The 14957-nt window shown below is 68.1% G+C and carries 14 protein-coding genes; 10 read left to right on the top strand and 4 right to left on the bottom strand.

From position 1 onward, the window contains the following. Positions 1-6: 6 nt before the first annotated feature. Positions 7-3273, bottom strand: a complete 3267-nt coding sequence (locus tag WDC82_RS05350) for a helicase-related protein (protein WP_340116226.1) — start codon at positions 3271-3273, stop codon at positions 7-9. A 97-nt stretch (positions 3274-3370) separates the two neighbouring features. Further along, positions 3371-4078, bottom strand: a complete 708-nt coding sequence (locus WDC82_RS05345) for a protein-L-isoaspartate(D-aspartate) O-methyltransferase (RefSeq protein WP_340116225.1) — start codon at positions 4076-4078, stop codon at positions 3371-3373. 176 nt (positions 4079-4254) lie between these two features. On the opposite strand from WDC82_RS05345, the gene htpG reads away from it, so the two are divergent. Then, the gene (gene htpG / locus WDC82_RS05340) at positions 4255-6141 is read left to right on the top strand and encodes a molecular chaperone HtpG (protein ID WP_340116224.1); all 1887 of its coding nucleotides are present in this window, start codon (positions 4255-4257) and stop codon (positions 6139-6141) included. A 144-nt stretch (positions 6142-6285) separates the two neighbouring features. On the opposite strand, the gene WDC82_RS05335 is transcribed toward htpG, so the two are convergent. Both WDC82_RS05335 and WDC82_RS05330 read right to left on the bottom strand, forming a co-directional pair. Further along, positions 6286-7104: a DUF1223 domain-containing protein gene (locus WDC82_RS05335; protein WP_340116223.1), complete on the bottom strand. Its 819-nt coding sequence runs from the start codon at positions 7102-7104 to the stop codon at positions 6286-6288. Between the two features lie 88 nt (positions 7105-7192). Then, positions 7193-8092 carry a transglutaminase family protein gene (locus WDC82_RS05330; protein ID WP_340116222.1) on the bottom strand — a complete coding sequence of 300 codons (900 nt, stop codon included), beginning with the start codon at positions 8090-8092 and terminating at the stop codon, positions 7193-7195. Positions 8093-8256: 164 nt separating this feature from the next. On the opposite strand from WDC82_RS05330, the gene WDC82_RS05325 reads away from it, so the two are divergent. The 9 genes from WDC82_RS05325 to WDC82_RS05285 all read left to right on the top strand — a co-directional run bounded on the left by WDC82_RS05325 (position 8257) and on the right by WDC82_RS05285 (position 14935). After that, on the top strand, positions 8257-8862 hold the full coding sequence (locus tag WDC82_RS05325) for a histidine phosphatase family protein (protein ID WP_340116221.1): 606 nt from the start codon (positions 8257-8259) through the stop codon (positions 8860-8862). A gap of 187 nt (positions 8863-9049) precedes the next feature. Continuing rightward, positions 9050-9415: an HU family DNA-binding protein gene (locus WDC82_RS05320; RefSeq protein WP_340116220.1), complete on the top strand. Its 366-nt coding sequence runs from the start codon at positions 9050-9052 to the stop codon at positions 9413-9415. Between the two features lie 404 nt (positions 9416-9819). Continuing rightward, positions 9820-10845 carry a PP2C family protein-serine/threonine phosphatase gene (locus WDC82_RS05315; protein WP_340116219.1) on the top strand — a complete coding sequence of 342 codons (1026 nt, stop codon included), beginning with the start codon at positions 9820-9822 and terminating at the stop codon, positions 10843-10845. Next, positions 10842-11276, top strand: coding sequence for an ATP-binding protein (locus tag WDC82_RS05310; RefSeq protein ID WP_340116218.1), 435 nt, complete (start codon positions 10842-10844; stop codon positions 11274-11276). The genes WDC82_RS05315 and WDC82_RS05310 overlap by 4 nt, the downstream gene beginning before the upstream one ends. Next, on the top strand, positions 11273-11605 hold the full coding sequence (locus tag WDC82_RS05305; protein WP_340116217.1) for an STAS domain-containing protein: 333 nt from the start codon (positions 11273-11275) through the stop codon (positions 11603-11605). The genes WDC82_RS05310 and WDC82_RS05305 overlap by 4 nt, the downstream gene beginning before the upstream one ends. An 11-nt stretch (positions 11606-11616) precedes the next feature. Further along, positions 11617-12408: an ABC transporter permease gene (locus WDC82_RS05300; RefSeq protein WP_340116216.1), complete on the top strand. Its 792-nt coding sequence runs from the start codon at positions 11617-11619 to the stop codon at positions 12406-12408. A gap of 4 nt (positions 12409-12412) precedes the next feature. Continuing rightward, complete coding sequence (locus tag WDC82_RS05295) at positions 12413-13273, top strand: ATP-binding cassette domain-containing protein (protein WP_340116215.1); 861 nt, start codon at positions 12413-12415, stop codon at positions 13271-13273. A gap of 4 nt (positions 13274-13277) precedes the next feature. After that, complete coding sequence (locus WDC82_RS05290; protein WP_340116214.1) at positions 13278-14309, top strand: MlaD family protein; 1032 nt, start codon at positions 13278-13280, stop codon at positions 14307-14309. Then, complete coding sequence (locus tag WDC82_RS05285) at positions 14306-14935, top strand: ABC-type transport auxiliary lipoprotein family protein (protein WP_340116213.1); 630 nt, start codon at positions 14306-14308, stop codon at positions 14933-14935. The genes WDC82_RS05290 and WDC82_RS05285 overlap by 4 nt, the downstream gene beginning before the upstream one ends. Positions 14936-14957: the final 22 nt, after the last annotated feature.

The following is a 14957-nucleotide window of genomic DNA, read 5'->3' as shown; positions in this document are numbered from 1 at the left end:
GGCCCCTCATCGGCTGCCGAAGGAAAGCTGCTTCAGGATGGCGAAGGGCGAGTCGGCCATGCGCTTCTCCTCGCGCTTGCGGGCCTCTTCCTGGCGCGCCTTGCGCGCGGCGATGGCTTCCTTGTCCAGCGGCTTGCGGTCGCCCTTGCCCGGATGCTTGCCGGCGTGTTTGCCGCCCCCTTTGCGATGCGGTCCGCCCTGCAAACCTTCCTTCTGCGCGGCTTCCTGGCCGGGGGCTTTCTCACGATTCCTGTCGCGGTTCCGGCCGCGCCGCCTGCCCTTGCCTTCGGGCCTTGCGCCTTCGGGCCTCGCATCTTCCGGCCGCGGGGCCGGCTGCGCGTCTGTGCCGGGCATCTCGGCTCCTGGCGCCTGCGCTTCCAGGGCGCCGCTGCTCTGCGCCTCGCGGCGCGGCTTACGGCCACGGCGCCTGCGCGCTTCCTTCGTGCCCTCGGCGCTGCCGCTTTCTCTGCGGGCATCTTTCCTGGGACCCTTGCGCAGGAACACGGGCTGGCCGTCCTGGCTGCCGTGGCGGCGGTATCCGAGGGAGAAGAACAGCGCCTCCAAATCCGCCTCGCCGCAGTCGGCCAGCGCGCAGAGCGCCGGGTCGGCGACGATGGGTACCGACTTGTGGGCTTTCTTTTCCCGCTGCTGAGACCGCGGCTTGGCCTTGGCGGCTTCAACTGGCGCGTCCGGCCCGGTGTTTGCGGCGTCAGGGGCGGCCACTGCGTCTGCCTGTTGCACGACGTTCGACTCGGCATCCGCCGACGCATCGGGTGCTTCCACCGTCTCGACATCAGCGGCTTCGACTTCCGGCGAGGTCGCCACAGGCGTTTCGGTCTCTTGCGTTTCCCCCGGCGGCACCGCCGTCTCCGTCGCCACGAGCGGTGCAGCCGTTCCGGCTTCAGGTGCTGGCGTTTCCGCTGCCGGTGCTTCCGGCATGGTTTCTTCCGGCTTCCGGGTGGCGCGCTTGTAGATCTCGCGCGACAGGCGCTCGAGCACGTCGGCGCGCACCGCAAAGGCCGTGCGGTCCTGGCGGGTGATGCGGCGGTAGCCGACGGCGTGGCAGAAGGCCTCGACCGCAGGCACGCCCTCGTAGTCCGCGAGATCGAAGATCTTGGCGCCGGCCGGCGGCAGCGCCGGCAGCGGCACGCCGCGGCGGATCGCCCACAGCCGCGCGCGCAACTCCACCATCCGCGGGCGCTGCAGCTTCGGCAGGAACAGGCTGGCCGCCCCCAGGCGCACACCCAGTTCGGCCAGCGCCTTGCGGTCGGCCTTGGTCAGCGCCTTCAGTTGCGCCGCCAGGGGCTGGCGCGGCAGAGTACCGAGCGCATCGACCAGCTGGAACAGCAGGCCACGGCCCGGTGGCGACAGTTCCACCTCCTGCGCCTTCATCAGCGGCTTCAGCTGCGCGCGGATGTGCCGGGTCAGCCAGCTGGCGGCGCGCTTGCGCAGGCGTTCGCGCGCCGGCCCGTCCAGGAAGTCGCTCGCCAGCACCTCGATGCGCGGCGTCAGCACGGTGTCGCCGGCGGCCAGCCGGGCAAAGGGCGTGCCGCGCCAGGTGAGCTTGTCCTCCACCAGGGTGAAGGCGCCGTCGTTGTCCTGCTCCAGCTGCTTTACCCGGCGCGGGATCTCGCCGGTCAGCGCGCGCCGGGCGGCGGTCAGCAGCGGGCGCGTGTCGTCGCCGGTCACCTCACCATCGGGCTGGAAGCTGAAACCTTTCAGGCAGCCGACGAACTCGCCCTCCACCAGCACCTCACCGTTCTTGCGGACGGCGCCGACAAGGGCGCCCTCGCCGCGCAGGCGGCGCACCAGCACGGCCGTGCGGCGGTCCACGAAGCGCTGGGTGAGGCGCTCGTGCAGGGCATCCGACAGCGCGTCCTCGATGGCGCGGGCGCGGCCCTGCCAGTGCGCGTTGTCGGCCAGCCAGTCGCCGCGGTGGGTGATGTAGGTCCAGGTGCGGATATGGGCGATGCGCTGGATCAAGTGGTCGATATCGCCGTCGATGCGGTCCAGGCGCTCCATCTGGCCGCCGACCCAGTCCTCCGGCAGGCGCAGGTCGTTGCGCATCAGGCGCAGGTACAGCTGGGACAGCAACTGGGCGTGATGGTCGGAGAGGATCTTGCGGAAGTCCGGCACCTGGCAGACCTCCCACAACAACGCCACCGAGTCGGCGGTGGTGGCGAGCTGCGCGATCTCAGGGTCGCGCGCCAGGGTGGCCAGCGCCAGCTGGTCTTCGGCGTTGCGCACCAGCAGCAACTCAGGCCGCGGCGGGCGCGCGTCGAGGCTTTTCAGCAGCCGTGCCGGGTCGTGGAAGTCCAGATCGACGTTGCGCCAGTGCACGAAGGCGATGGGGTCGAAGCGATGGTTCTCCACGGCGTCAACCAGTTCGGCGTCCAAGGGGCCGATGTCGCTGGTGGTGCCGAAGGTGCCGTTGCTCATGTGACGCCCGGCACGCCCGGCGATCTGACCGATCTCCGGCGCCGTCAGGCGGCGCTGGCCGCGGCCGTCGAACTTTCTGAGCTTGGCGAAGGCGACGTGGTCGAGGTCGAGATTGAGGCCCATGCCGATGGCGTCGGTGGCGACCAGGTAGTCGACCTCGCCGGCCTCGAAGAGCGCGACCTGGGCGTTGCGCGTGCGCGGGGAGAGGGCGCCCAGCACCACGGCGGTGCCGCCGCGCTGGCGGCGCACCAGCTCGGCGGTGGCATAGACCTCGGCGGCGGAAAAGGCGACCACGGCCGAGCGCGGCGGCAGCCGGGTCAGCTTCTGCGGGCCGGTGTAGGTGAGGGTCGAGAAGCGCGGCCGGGTGACGAACTCGGCCTCCGGCACCAGCTTCTGCAGCACCGGGCGGATGGTCTCGGCGCCCAGGAACATGGTTTCCGTCAGGCCGCGGGCGTGCAGCAGGCGGTCGGTAAAGACGTGGCCGCGCTCCGGGTCGGCGCACAGCTGGATCTCGTCGACGGCCAGGAAGGAGACCGGCCGGTCGATCGGCATGGATTCCACCGTGCAGCAGAAATAGCGCGCGCCCGGCGGCAGGATCTTTTCCTCGCCGGTGACCAGGGCAACCTGTGCCGCGCCTTTGATCTTCACGATGCGGTCGTAGTTTTCGCGCGCCAGCAGGCGCAGCGGGAAGCCGATCATGCCGCTCGAATGACCAAGCATGCGGTCGATCGCCAGGTAGGTCTTGCCGGTATTGGTGGGGCCGAGAACGGCCGTTACCCGGCTTTGCGCGAAGAGCGACATCTTGCCAAGAGAATCGGGACTTTCCCGCCCCATTGCAAGGGCTGTCGTCGGTCCGGGGAAGACGATTTCGTGACGAATTTTGGGAGGTTAGTCCTTCCTCCGGGCTCCGGGCCTCCGGGCCTCCGGGTTCTCAATCCTGCGGTGGGCTGACCAGCGGCACGAAGGCGACCGGCAGGATGACCGTCTCGGTGAGGCCGCCGTCGTGGCCCTTCTCGATGCGCAGCAGGCGCTGGCTGGCGTTGCGGCGCAGAACGCCGTCCGGCGCGCCGACCGGGAGGATGAGGCGCCCGCCCGGCTTCAGCTGGTCGATCAGCGCCGGCGGGATCGACGTGGCCGCCGCGGTCACCAGGACGGCATCGAAGGGCGCGGCCTCCGGCCAGCCCCGGGCACCGTCGCCCTGGCGGCAGTGCACCTTGGCATAGCCCGCGGCCTTGAGGCGCCGGGCCGCCTCTTCTGCCAGTTCCGGCAGTGCCTCGATGGACCACACCTCGCAGCCCAGGGCAGCCAGCACCGCGGCCTGGTAGCCGGAGCCGGTGCCGATCTCCAGCACGCGGCTGCCCGGGCCGACACCCGCCTGGTCGGTCATCACCGCGACGATGTAGGGTTGCGAGATGGTTTGGCCGAGGCCGATGGGCAGGGGCTCGTTGCGGTAGGCGTAGGCGTCCTCCATGCGCGGCACGAAAGCATGGCGGGGCACCTCCGCCATGGCCGCCATCACCCTGGGATCGAGTTTGTCCTTGGCGAGCCAGTGGGCGGTCTCCAGCACCTCCGCCTCGATCTGGCGCAGCATTTCCGCGCGTTCCTTGGCGCGATTGTCGGCCTTCTGGTTCGCTGCCATCCGCTTTCCCCTTTGCGCCGGCCCGTTCCGGGTGGGGCCAGGAGCCCTTGCAGTGAACATGGAATGTGCGCATATGTCACGCGGCCGTCGCGTCCCCTGCTCTTGTGTTCCGGGGGATCGCGGGCGACGGCTCAGGACCCAAAACCCGCGCCGCAAGAAAGACGGATGGAAAGGCCATGGCGGAAGAACAGATGAATTTCCAGGCTGAGGTCAGCCGACTCCTCGATATCGTTGCCCACTCGCTCTATTCGGAAAAGGAGATCTTCCTCCGGGAATTGATCTCCAATGCGGCCGACGCCTGCGACCGCCTGCGCCACGCGGCGCTCACCCAAGGCGGCCTCCTGGGTGACGACAGCAGCTTCAGGATCCGCCTGAAGGCCGATCCTTCCGCCAGAACCCTCACCATCGCCGACAACGGCATCGGCATGAACCGCGAGGAGCTGATCGACAACCTCGGCACCATCGCGCGGTCGGGCACCGCCGCTTTCGTGCAGCAGTTGGAAAACAAGGCCGAGGGCGCTAACCTCATCGGCCAGTTCGGCGTCGGCTTCTACTCCGCCTTCATGGTCGCCGAGAAGGTCGAGGTCGCGACCCGGCGCGCCGGCGAGGACCGGGGCTGGCTATGGTCCTCCGACGGGCGCGGCGCCTTCACCGTCGCCGAGGATGCCGACGCGCCTGCGCGCGGCACCCGCATCGTGCTGCACCTGCGCCAGGGCGAGGAGGAGTATCTCGACGCCCAGCGCATCCGTCAGATCGTGCACACCTACTCGGACCACATCGCCGTGCCGGTGGTGCTGGAGTCGAAGAAGGAGGACGAGCCGGACGAGACCCTGAACGCCGCCTCGGCGCTGTGGACGCGGCCCAAGAGCGAGATCACCGACGAGCAGTACAAGGAATTCTACCACCACGTCGGCCATGCCTTCGACGACCCCTGGCTGCGCCTGCATTTCAAGGCCGAGGGCGTGATGGAATACACCGGCCTGCTGTTCGTGCCCTCGCAGAAGCCCTTCGACCTCTTCCATCCCGACCGCAAGCCGGGCGTGCGGCTCTACGTGAAGCGCGTCTTCATCACCGATGACTGCGCCGAGCTGCTGCCGCCCTACCTGCGGTTCCTGCGCGGCATCGTCGATACCGAGGACCTGCCGCTGAACGTCAGCCGCGAGCTGCTGCAGAACAACCCGCGCCTCGCCAAGATCCGTCAGGCACTGGTGAAAAAGGTGCTGGGCGAGCTGAAGCAGAAGGCCGAAGCGGCCCCCGAGGAGTACGCGAACTTCTGGGAGACCTTCGGCCCGGTGCTGAAGGAAGGCCTCTACGAGGACGGCCAGCAGCGCGATACTCTGCTGGCGCTGGCGCGCTTCCGCTCCACCACGCGGGAGGGCTGGGTGAGCCTCGCCGACTATGTGAAAGATATGAAGCCGGGGCAGGAGGCGATCTACACCATCACCGGCGACGATCCCAAGGCGCTGGCGAAGAGCCCTCAGTTGGAAGGCTTCGCCGCGAAGGGCATCGAGGTTCTGCTGCTCAGCGACCCGGTCGACGACTTCTGGCTCTCCATGGTGCCGGCTTATGACGGCAAGCCGTTCAAGTCGGTGACCCGCGGCGGCGCCGACCTGGACAGTATTGGCGGCGGCGATAAGAAAGATACCGCGGAAGCGGAGCAGCAGGACGAGGCCGCGCCGGGCATCGACGCGCTCATCGCCTTCGTGAAGCTGACCCTGAAGGACCAGGTGAAGGACGTGCGCGTCTCCAAGCGCCTGACCTCCAGTCCCGTGTGTCTCGTCGCCGACGAAGGCGATCTCGACATGCATCTGGAGCGCATGCTGAAGGCGCAGCATCAGCTGGACCGTTCCAGTCAGCGCATCCTGGAGGTCAACCCCGGCCACGCCATGGTGAAGGCGCTGGCGGCGCAGGTCGGCAAGGACGGCGCCGGCGGCGTGGTGGAAGACGCCGCCTGGCTGCTGCTTGACCAGGCGCGCATCATAGAGGGCGAGCCGCTGCCCGATGCCGTCGCCTTCTCGCAGCGGCTCTCCAAGCTGGTGGAGAAGGGACTGCTGGCGGGCTAAGGAGTCTTCGCTGCCGCATCCTTCGAGACGGGCCTGTAGCCCTCCTCAGGATGAGGTCGTTGTATTGAAATGGAAACATGCCTCACCCTGAGGAGGCGGCGCAGCCGCCGTCTCGAAGGGCGAGGCGCATTGTCGACGACCTGACTACGAAGACCCGTCAAGGTCCATCACGGCGGCGCCGATCACCGGACCGCCGCGGCCTTCCTGCACGATGACCGCGCAGCCGCCGCGTCCTTCGGCGCGCGCCGCGGCGACGTCGAGGGCGAATTCCTTCGCCTCGCCGTCCCAGGTGCCGAGCGTGGTCAGTTCGCGCACCACGTTGCTGTTAATGAGCTTGCGCCCGCCGTTCTCGCCCCGCGCGACCTGCGTCTCGTGGGCGTCGTCGAAGGTGATCAACCAAACGGTGGCGCCGCCCTTGGGTGCATGGCCCGCCGACAGCAGCGCGCGCCCGCCGTTCTCCGCGTCCAGCGTTACTTTCACCACCGGTGCGCTGTGGCTGGCTTCCTCGATCGCGTCCGCCACCTGGCGACGCTTCGAGCCGACGATGTCCTGGCGCCCGTTGACGACGATCTGCGGCGTATAGACGTAGCGCAGGCCCAGCTTTGCGGCGTAGTCGCGCTGGCGCTCGGTGAACTGTGCCGCGGCAAAGGGATCCTTCCAGCCGATGTAGTCCCAATAGTCGACATGGAACGACAGCGCCAGCACGCCGGGCTGATGGGCCAGCTCGCCCAGAACGGCGTCGGCCGGCGGGCAGGAGCTGCAGCCTTGCGAGGTGAACAGCTCGACGACCACCGGGCGCTCTGCGGCGGGATCGGCGGCGAGCTGAAGCGTTACGGGCTTGGCGCCGAGCGCAGACTCGCTGTCCGGTGCCGCCTCGACGGCCCAGAAGCCGACGCCCGCGAACAGCGCCAGGGCGCCGGTGGCGCAGAGAGTAGCGAGGGTGGATGGATGTTTGCGCAGCATGATGGAAGAAACCTATGACCTTCCCCCATCACAGGCCAGTCACGTTCGGGTGACGCTCTGGTAACGGGGCGGTGAGGTCTTTTCCGTCCTATCCCCGCGTCACGCGCACCTCGACGTCCATGTCGAGAAAGTCGTCGGCGGTGCCGAAGAAGGTGCCCTGCAGCGGCATGGCCTGGTGCGGCTCGCGCGCCACGGCGACGCGGATCAGGTTGGCGCCGCCCACCAGTCCATTGGTCGGGTCGAACTCCACCCAGCCGGCGCCGGGCAGGTAGACCTGCACCCAGGCATGGGTGTCGCCGGCGCCGCGGATTGTCTCCGCGTCCTCGGCGGCACCGCCGGGCAGCGTGTTGTCCAGCGCCGGATCGTAGAGGTAGCCGGAGACGAAGCGCGCGGCGAGGCCCAGCGCCCGCACCGCGCCCATCATGAAGGCGGCGAGGTCGCGGCAGGTGCCGCGGCCGGCCTCCAGGGTCTCGACCGGCGACTGGGTGCCCAGGGCGTAGCGCCGGGCGTAACTGAACTGCTCGTGGATCGCCTTGGTGATGTTCACCAGCAGCTCCTGGGTGCCGATCTGCCCACTGCCGTTCAGGAAGGCCTTGGCCCAGGCGTCGACCTTGCGCTCCGGGTCCGGGAAGTCGCGCTCGACCGAGCGGCCGAGATCCGGGATCTCCTCGGCGGGATAGCTGAAGGGATAGGTCTGGGCGTAAGGCTCGATGTTGAACTTGGGATTCTCCAGCCCGAAGTGGTCCAGCATGATGCGGCTCTCGAAGCTCAACTCCTCGGCGGCGTCCTTGAAGGAGGCGATGGCGATGGAGTTCGAGAATACATCGTGCAGCCAGCGCACCTTGGCCCGCGGCGAGATGGTCAGGGCCGCATCGACCAGGCGCAGATCGTGGCTGTCGCGCGGGCGAAACATCAGGCGATGCTCGCCGAAGCGCACCGGCCGCTTGTAGCGGTAGACCGTGGTGTGGGTAACGGTCAGCAGGGCCATCTAAGCGTCCATCATCGGGCGTCGTCGGGGGCAACGGCGCCCGGCATGGAGGGGGAAAAGTTGTGCGGCGATCCTAACGGAAAGCGGCAAGATGCCACAAGATATTGTGGGCCACCGTCGATATATTGCCTATATCGTCACTTTGACGGGAAAGGGGGGGCGGTGTGATCTACCTGCTGCGCCATGGCGAGACCGCGTGGAACCGCGAGGGCCGGCTGCAGGGCCATGGCGATTCGCCGCTGACCGAGCGCGGCCTGGCCCAGGCGGTGGCAATGGGGGGTGTCCTGCGCCGGGCGATCGGCGCCGCCGGTCTGGCGCGCTACAGCCTGATCTCCAGCCCGCAGGGGCGCGCACTGGCCACCGCGCGCTGCGTCGCGGCGGTCACCGGCCATGATCCCGACGCCATCGTGCAGGAGCCGCGCCTCATGGAATGCGGCTTCGGCAGGTGGGAGGGCGAGATCTACAACGACATCGAGGATCTCTATCCCGACCAATGGCGCGCTCGCGAGGGCGATCACTGGGGCTACGTCCCGCCGGGCGGCGAAAGTTATGCCATGGTCGCCGAACGAATCGGCGCCTGGCTCGCCGAGCAATCCGACGACGCGAGACTCATCGTCGTCAGCCACGGCCTTGCCGGCCGCATCCTGCGCACGCTCTACACGGGTGCGCCGAAGGAAGCCGTATTCACGATGCCGGAGCCGCAGGACGCGCTGTTCTGCCTGTCGGGCGGGGCCGTCACCAGCCTGCCTGCCGGCGTCCAGAAGCCATGAAAAAAGGGTTTTATGCCGCATCAAGGCCGAATCTCGGGGTTGCCTTGCGCGATTTGTGACAGCGGACTAGCAATTCGCTTAACGCTTCGTTAACCATAGCTTGCGTAAGCAGGCGGCACCCGCCATCACCGCAAACCTTCAGACCGCTCCCGCATCCTGACGGGACCGCATACCGAGGAAGAAGAAAATGACAGTGACCAAAACGCAGCTTGCCGAAGCCTATGCCGCGGCCCTCACCAAGCAGCTCGGCGACTCCTGGGGCACCGAGTTCAGCCGCCGGGATGCCAGCAAGCTCCTCGATGCCCTGTGGCCGGTCGTCTCGGCGCTCGCGCTGAAGGACACCACGAAGAAGACGCCGGGCAGCGTGCCCCTGGGCAACCTCGGCCGCCTCAAGATGCGCTACAAGGAAGCCACCAAGGCGCGCAAGGGCACCAACCCCTTCACCGGCGAAGCGATGACCTTCAAGGCCAAGCCCGCGACCCTGCAGCCGCGCTTCACGCCGGCCAAGGCGTTGAAGGACGATGCCGCCAAGCACTCCAAGAAGCTGAAGTAAGCCGCTGAAGCTTCCGGAGTCCCTTTGAGGCTCCGCAGCGCTGCAATGAAAAAGGCCCCTGCCGACGGCAGGGGCCTTTCTCGTTTTGGCATTCCCTATGAAAGCTTGGCTTACGCCGCCTTCATCAGGTCGCACAGCACGTCGTGCAGGATGCCGCCGCCCGCTCCGCTGCTCACTCGAGCAGCCTTCGCATGCTGTTGCCGTCCATGCCGGCAGCCACGCCATCTTGTCGTCATTGAGCCTGCACTTGCGCGTTGGGCGTGCGCTACGGCGACCGGCGGTTGCGCGCCGCCGGACTCACTTTCTGTCACCGGGTGCCGTATCCAGAGGCGCCAAAAGGGATGGTTAACCTCTGCCTCCTACTATTGCGGACGTACTCAACATAAACACTGCGCGATAGGGCTATGCCGGTTCAGCGGTATTTTGAAGCGGCAGGGAGTGCCGGCAACGGCCTGTCCCGGCAGCTCACTTTTCTCGGCGAGCTGAGCAGCGGCCTCGCCGCAGGCGATGACTCTGCTGAGAAGCTTGATACCCTCTTCCGCAAGATCCTGGCCGACGCCGACCGCGAGGGCGCCCCATTCCGCACGGCAGTAACCGGGCTGATGCAGCTTGCCATGGCGAACGCCGCGCTGCGCGACCGGCTGACCGAACAGTTGCGCGTGGGCGACAGTCTAGAAATGGCAGCCGATCTGCAGCAGAGCCTGCAGCCGCAATGCGACCCGGGCGCGCTGCCGATCTGGGGCGTGAACCTGCCGGCGCGCAAGTTGTCGGGTGACTTCTTCGACTTCTACCCTCTGGATGGGGAGCATATCGCCTTCGCGCTGGGTGATGTTTCAGGCAAGGGGATGAACGCCGCACTGCTGATGGCCAAGACGATCGGCTTGTTCCGCTGCCTCGGCAAGCGCATCGCCGAGCCCGCCGGGCTGCTCGAGGCGATCAACACGGAGCTTCACGAGACCGCCGCGGCGGGCATGTTCGTCACCATGGTCGCCGGCCAGTACTGCAGCACGGACGGCAGCGTCTGCTTTGCCAACGCCGGGCATCTGCCGCCGCTGCTGCGCCGCCGCGACCGCAGCTACGAGTCGTTCCCGGCCGGCGCCCCGCCGCTCGGAATCGTGGAATCCCTTCGCGCGGCAGACGAGCGGATGGCGCTCGACGGCGGCGAGCTCTACGTGTTCACCGACGGACTGACGGAGTACCGCTATGTCAGCGGCGAGCGGCTCGGCGTCGAGGGGTTGATCCAGCTCATCGAGGCGCTTGCGGAGCTGCCGCTGGCGCGCCGGCTGGAGGCGTTGCTCGCGACCTTGGACCAGGACGGCGGCTGGGAGGCGCGCGACGATCTGACGGTGCTCGCCATCGACGATGCCTGGGTGGCAACCGATGCCGGCATCGGCCAACCCGGCCCCGCCAGCCGGCAGGCGATGCCATGAACGCGAACACCGCGGAGTACCTGCTGGAGCTGCGCGTTCCGGCGCGCGCCGATCGCATGGTGGTGGTACGCGACACGGTGCGCAGCGCCGCGCGGTTCTGCGGCTTCGACGAGCGTACCGCGCAGGACATCGTTCTCGCAGTCGGCGAGGCGTGCCAGAACGTCATCCTCCACGCTTACGAAGGCCGCGGCGGCGGACCCATCCTGCTCGACATCCTGGACGATGCGGACCGCATGATTCTGAGAGTGACCGATTTCGGCCCGGCCGTTGCCCCCACGGCGGTTCAGCCGCGTGCCCTGCACGACCTCCGGCCCGGCGGCCTCGGCACCTACTTCATCCACGCGCTGATGGACAGCGCCGATTTCGGGCGCTCGCCCACCGGCGTCGGCAACGTCCTGCAGATGACCAAGAAGAAGGATCCGGCGATATGACCGAAAGCATCCGCGAGGTACGAGGCCACCTGGTGGTCGCGCTCGGCGGCGACATCGATCTCGATCGCGCCCCGACGGTGCGGCGGCAGTTGCTCGATTGCGTCAATCGACAGCAGGACGTTCTCGTCGACCTCTCCGCGGTCACCTACATCGACAGCTCCGGCATCGCCAGCCTGGTCGAGGCGCTGCAGCGGGCGACCGGGCGGGGCACCGGCCTGCGCCTCGTCGCGGTGAGTCCGCAGGCCCTCCGGGTTTTCGAGCTGGCCCGCCTCGACAAGGTCTTCTCCATCCACTCAGACATCGACGCCGCCCTGGCGGCTACGGACTAGGAGTGGCGCGGATGCTGCGGGTTGCGGAGGGGTTCGGGCGGAGCGTCGTGCGCGGGGTCGAGGAAGTCGGCTTCGCCAGTGCGCTGTTCCTCGAATCCCTGCTGTGGGCCGCGCTCGGGCCGACGCGGCGCCAGCCGGTGCGCCTCACCGCGGTGTTCGCCCAGATGATGCAGATCGGCATCGGGGCGCTGCCCATCACCACGGTGCTCTCCGCCACGATCGGCATGATGCTGGCGATCCAGAGCCTCTACAGCCTCGGTCTCTTCGGGGCCGAATCCTTCGCGACTATCGGCATCGCCCTCTCGGTGGTGCGCGAGTTCGCGCCGCTCATCGTTGGCATCCTCATTGCCGGGCGTTCGGGCTCCGCCCTGGCGGCACGCTTCAGCACCATGATGATCAACCAGGAGGTCGACGCCCTGCGCGTCATCGGCATCTCGCCGGTGCGCTTCCTCGTTGCCCCGGCGCTCTTTGCCATGATGGTGATGGTGCCCTGCCTGACAATTTGGGCCAACATCGTCGCGCTCGCCGCCGCGGGCGTCTTCGTCACCGGTGCGCTGCAGATCAGCATGAGTGCCTACTTCGCCGACGTCGTCGCCGCGCTGTCGGTGAACGACCTGGCGCACGGGCTCGGCAAGAGCGTGCTCTTCGCCGCCATGGTTGCCCTGGTCTCCACGGTGAACGGCGCGCTGGCCGACGGCGGCGCCGAAGGCGTGGGCCGGCGCACCACCCGCGCGGTGGTGCACTCCATCGCGGCCATCATCGTGGTCGACATGATCTTCGCCTTCGTCGTGACCGCAGGCTAGGCCGATGAGCGCTTCCACACAAGTTGCCGCAACTCAGGCGCCCGCCATCCACGTGGCGGGCCTGCAGGCCCACTACGGCCCGCACCAGGTGCTGCACGACGTCGACCTGGAGGTGCGGCCGGGCGAGATCATGGTGGTGATGGGCGGCAGCGGCTCCGGCAAGTCCACTCTGCTGCGCCATCTGGTGGGGCTCACGCGGCCGACGGCCGGGCACATCGAACTCCTGGGCACCGACATCACCCGCGCTGGCGCCATGGAAATGCTGAAGCTCCGGCGGCGGATCGGCGTTGCCTTCCAGGGCGGCGCCCTGTTCAGTTCGATGACCGTCCTCGACAACATCATGCTGCCGCTGCGCGAGCACACCCGGCTCGCCCGCGAGACCATGGAGATCATGGCGCGCCTGAAGCTCGAGGTGGTCAACCTGGCCGGCGCTGACGCGCTGATGCCTTCACAGCTCTCCGGCGGCATGCTGAAGCGCGCGGCGGTCGCCCGCGCCATCATCATGGATCCCGCTCTGCTGTTCTTCGACGAGCCCTCGGCGGGCCTCGACCCGGTCGTCTCTTCGGCGCTCGACGACCTCATTCTGAAGCTGCGCGACGCCATGAACATGACCATGGTGGTGGTCACCCATGAACTGGAAAGCGCCTTCAAGATCGCCGACCGCATCACCGTGCTCGACCACGGGCGCATCCTGCTGGTCGACGACGTCGCGGGCATCCGGCGGTCGGACAACCGGCGCATCCAGAACCTGTTGAACCGGCGTTCCGAGGACGCCGAGGTCGACGCCCAATCCTATCTGCAGCGCCTGACCGGCGAGGTGATGCCCTCCCTCGGCGGCGCCGGCGAGCAAGCGAGAGCGCCCTAGACCGATGCGACACCAGCACCTCAACTACGCCGTCGTCGGCGCTTTCGTCCTTGCCATGCTCGCGGCTGTGATCGGCGCGGCGGTCACCCTCGCCGGGGGCGCCGGCGCGCGCGACCGCTACGTCGTCCTGTTCGACAACGTGGCCGACGTGAAGTTCGGTACGCAGGTCCGCTTCGAAGGCTTTCCCGTCGGACAGGTCGAGGAAATCGAGCCGGTGACGGAAGGCGGCGCGACGGTCTTCCGCCTGGAGGTCTCCGTGCGCGAGGGTTTCGCGATTCCCGAGGACAGCGTGGCGCGCGTCCAGAGTTCGCAATTCCTCGGCGCCAAGACGGTCGAGATCCAGCGTGGCCGCTCCGCGGCGGCGCTCAGCCCCGGGACGCGCATCGCCTCCGCGCCGGCGGCCGACATGTTCGCCGCCATGTCCAGCGTCGCCGGGCAGGTCGGTGAGCTGTCGCGCGATGGCCTGATGCCTTTGCTGTCCCGCCTCGGCGATCTCGTCGTCAACGCCAACCGCATGCTCGACCGCGACGTCGCACCACTGTTCGGCTCGCTGAACGCGGTGGCAACAGATGCCCGCGGCCAGGTGCCGCAGATCGCCGCCGAGTTGCTGACCTTCACGCAAGAGCTCAACACCACGCTCGCCGCGCTGCAGGCGCTGCTGTCGGAGCAGAACGTGGCGGAGGTCCAGCAGACGGTTCACAACGTCAACGCAGTGTCGGGCCAGTTCGTCGAGATCAGCACCGCCGTGCAGGGCACGCTAGGCCAGCTCGAGAGCGTCGTCGCCGAGCTGCAGGACGTCGTGGAGAAGAACCGCGGCAATGTCGACGCCTCCCTCGACGATACCCGCTACATCCTGCGCTCCGTCGCCCAGAACATCGATACGATCAATCACAACCTCGCCGGCACGACTCGCAACATGAACGAGTTCAGCCGCCTGATCCGCCAGAACCCCAGCCTGCTGCTGGGTGGCTCGCCGCCCGAGGAAGTGAATATCCAGGCGTCGCCGCCGCGAACGACCCGGAGCCAGACACAATGAAGCGCCTGCTGCCCATGCTTCTGCTCGCCCCGCTGTTGGTCGCCTGCCTTGGATCCGCGCCGCCGGTGCCGCGCGACCACTATTACCGCCTGCTGGTGCCGATGCCGGCCGAGGTCAGCGGCGCGGCGCTGCTGCCCGGCGTGATGACGGTGGAGCCGCTGCTGGCCGACGGCCTGCTGCGCGAACGCCCGCTGCTCTACAGCGCGGGCGTCGCCGCCACCGAGCTGCAGCAGCACAACTATCACTACTGGAACGACGTGCCGCCGCGCATGCTGCAGGACCAGATGGTCACCTACCTGCGCCGCAGCGGCGCCGCCGGTCTGGTGGTCACGCCCGACACGCGGGTGCGCGCCGACTATCGGGTCAGCGGCAAGGCCAAGCGCTTCGAGCGTCTGGTCGGCGACGGCGCGCCCAAGGTGGTGGTGGAGATCGAGCTGGTCTTGCAGCGCCTTTCCGACGACGCCCTGCTGGTCGTCGACACCTATAGCGCCGAGGAGGCTGCCGAGAACGACAGCGTCGGCGCCTCGATCGACGCGCTCAACCGCGCCACCGCAGGGGTCTTAGACGCCTTCCTCGGCGACCTGCGGCAAGCCGCTATCGGTGACACCGCGCCCGCCCCGCGCTGAGCGCAACGGGGTTCGGCCTGTG

This window comes from Pelagibius sp. 7325, assembly GCF_037652055.1.
GTDB lineage: Bacteria > Pseudomonadota > Alphaproteobacteria > Kiloniellales > Kiloniellaceae > Pelagibius.
Note: the sequence above shows the minus strand (reverse complement) of the source record. Positions and strands in the feature narration are given on the sequence as shown.

Bases quoted from the DNA above. Each gene is read 5' to 3' on its own strand.
- WDC82_RS05350 (WP_340116226.1), bottom strand. From the start codon at position 3,273: ATGGGGCGGGAAAGTCCCGATTCTCTTGGCAAGATGTCGCTCTTCGCG.
- WDC82_RS05345 (WP_340116225.1), bottom strand. From the start codon at position 4,078: ATGGCAGCGAACCAGAAGGCCGACAATCGCGCCAAGGAACGCGCGGAA.
- htpG (WP_340116224.1), top strand. From the start codon at position 4,255: ATGGCGGAAGAACAGATGAATTTCCAGGCTGAGGTCAGCCGACTCCTC.
- WDC82_RS05335 (WP_340116223.1), bottom strand. From the start codon at position 7,104: ATGCTGCGCAAACATCCATCCACCCTCGCTACTCTCTGCGCCACCGGC.
- WDC82_RS05330 (WP_340116222.1), bottom strand. From the start codon at position 8,092: ATGGCCCTGCTGACCGTTACCCACACCACGGTCTACCGCTACAAGCGG.
- WDC82_RS05320 (WP_340116220.1), top strand. From the start codon at position 9,050: ATGACAGTGACCAAAACGCAGCTTGCCGAAGCCTATGCCGCGGCCCTC.
- WDC82_RS05315 (WP_340116219.1), top strand. From the start codon at position 9,820: ATGCCGGTTCAGCGGTATTTTGAAGCGGCAGGGAGTGCCGGCAACGGC.
- WDC82_RS05310 (WP_340116218.1), top strand. From the start codon at position 10,842: ATGAACGCGAACACCGCGGAGTACCTGCTGGAGCTGCGCGTTCCGGCG.
- WDC82_RS05305 (WP_340116217.1), top strand. From the start codon at position 11,273: ATGACCGAAAGCATCCGCGAGGTACGAGGCCACCTGGTGGTCGCGCTC.
- WDC82_RS05300 (WP_340116216.1), top strand. From the start codon at position 11,617: ATGCTGCGGGTTGCGGAGGGGTTCGGGCGGAGCGTCGTGCGCGGGGTC.
- WDC82_RS05295 (WP_340116215.1), top strand. From the start codon at position 12,413: ATGAGCGCTTCCACACAAGTTGCCGCAACTCAGGCGCCCGCCATCCAC.
- WDC82_RS05290 (WP_340116214.1), top strand. From the start codon at position 13,278: ATGCGACACCAGCACCTCAACTACGCCGTCGTCGGCGCTTTCGTCCTT.
- WDC82_RS05285 (WP_340116213.1), top strand. From the start codon at position 14,306: ATGAAGCGCCTGCTGCCCATGCTTCTGCTCGCCCCGCTGTTGGTCGCC.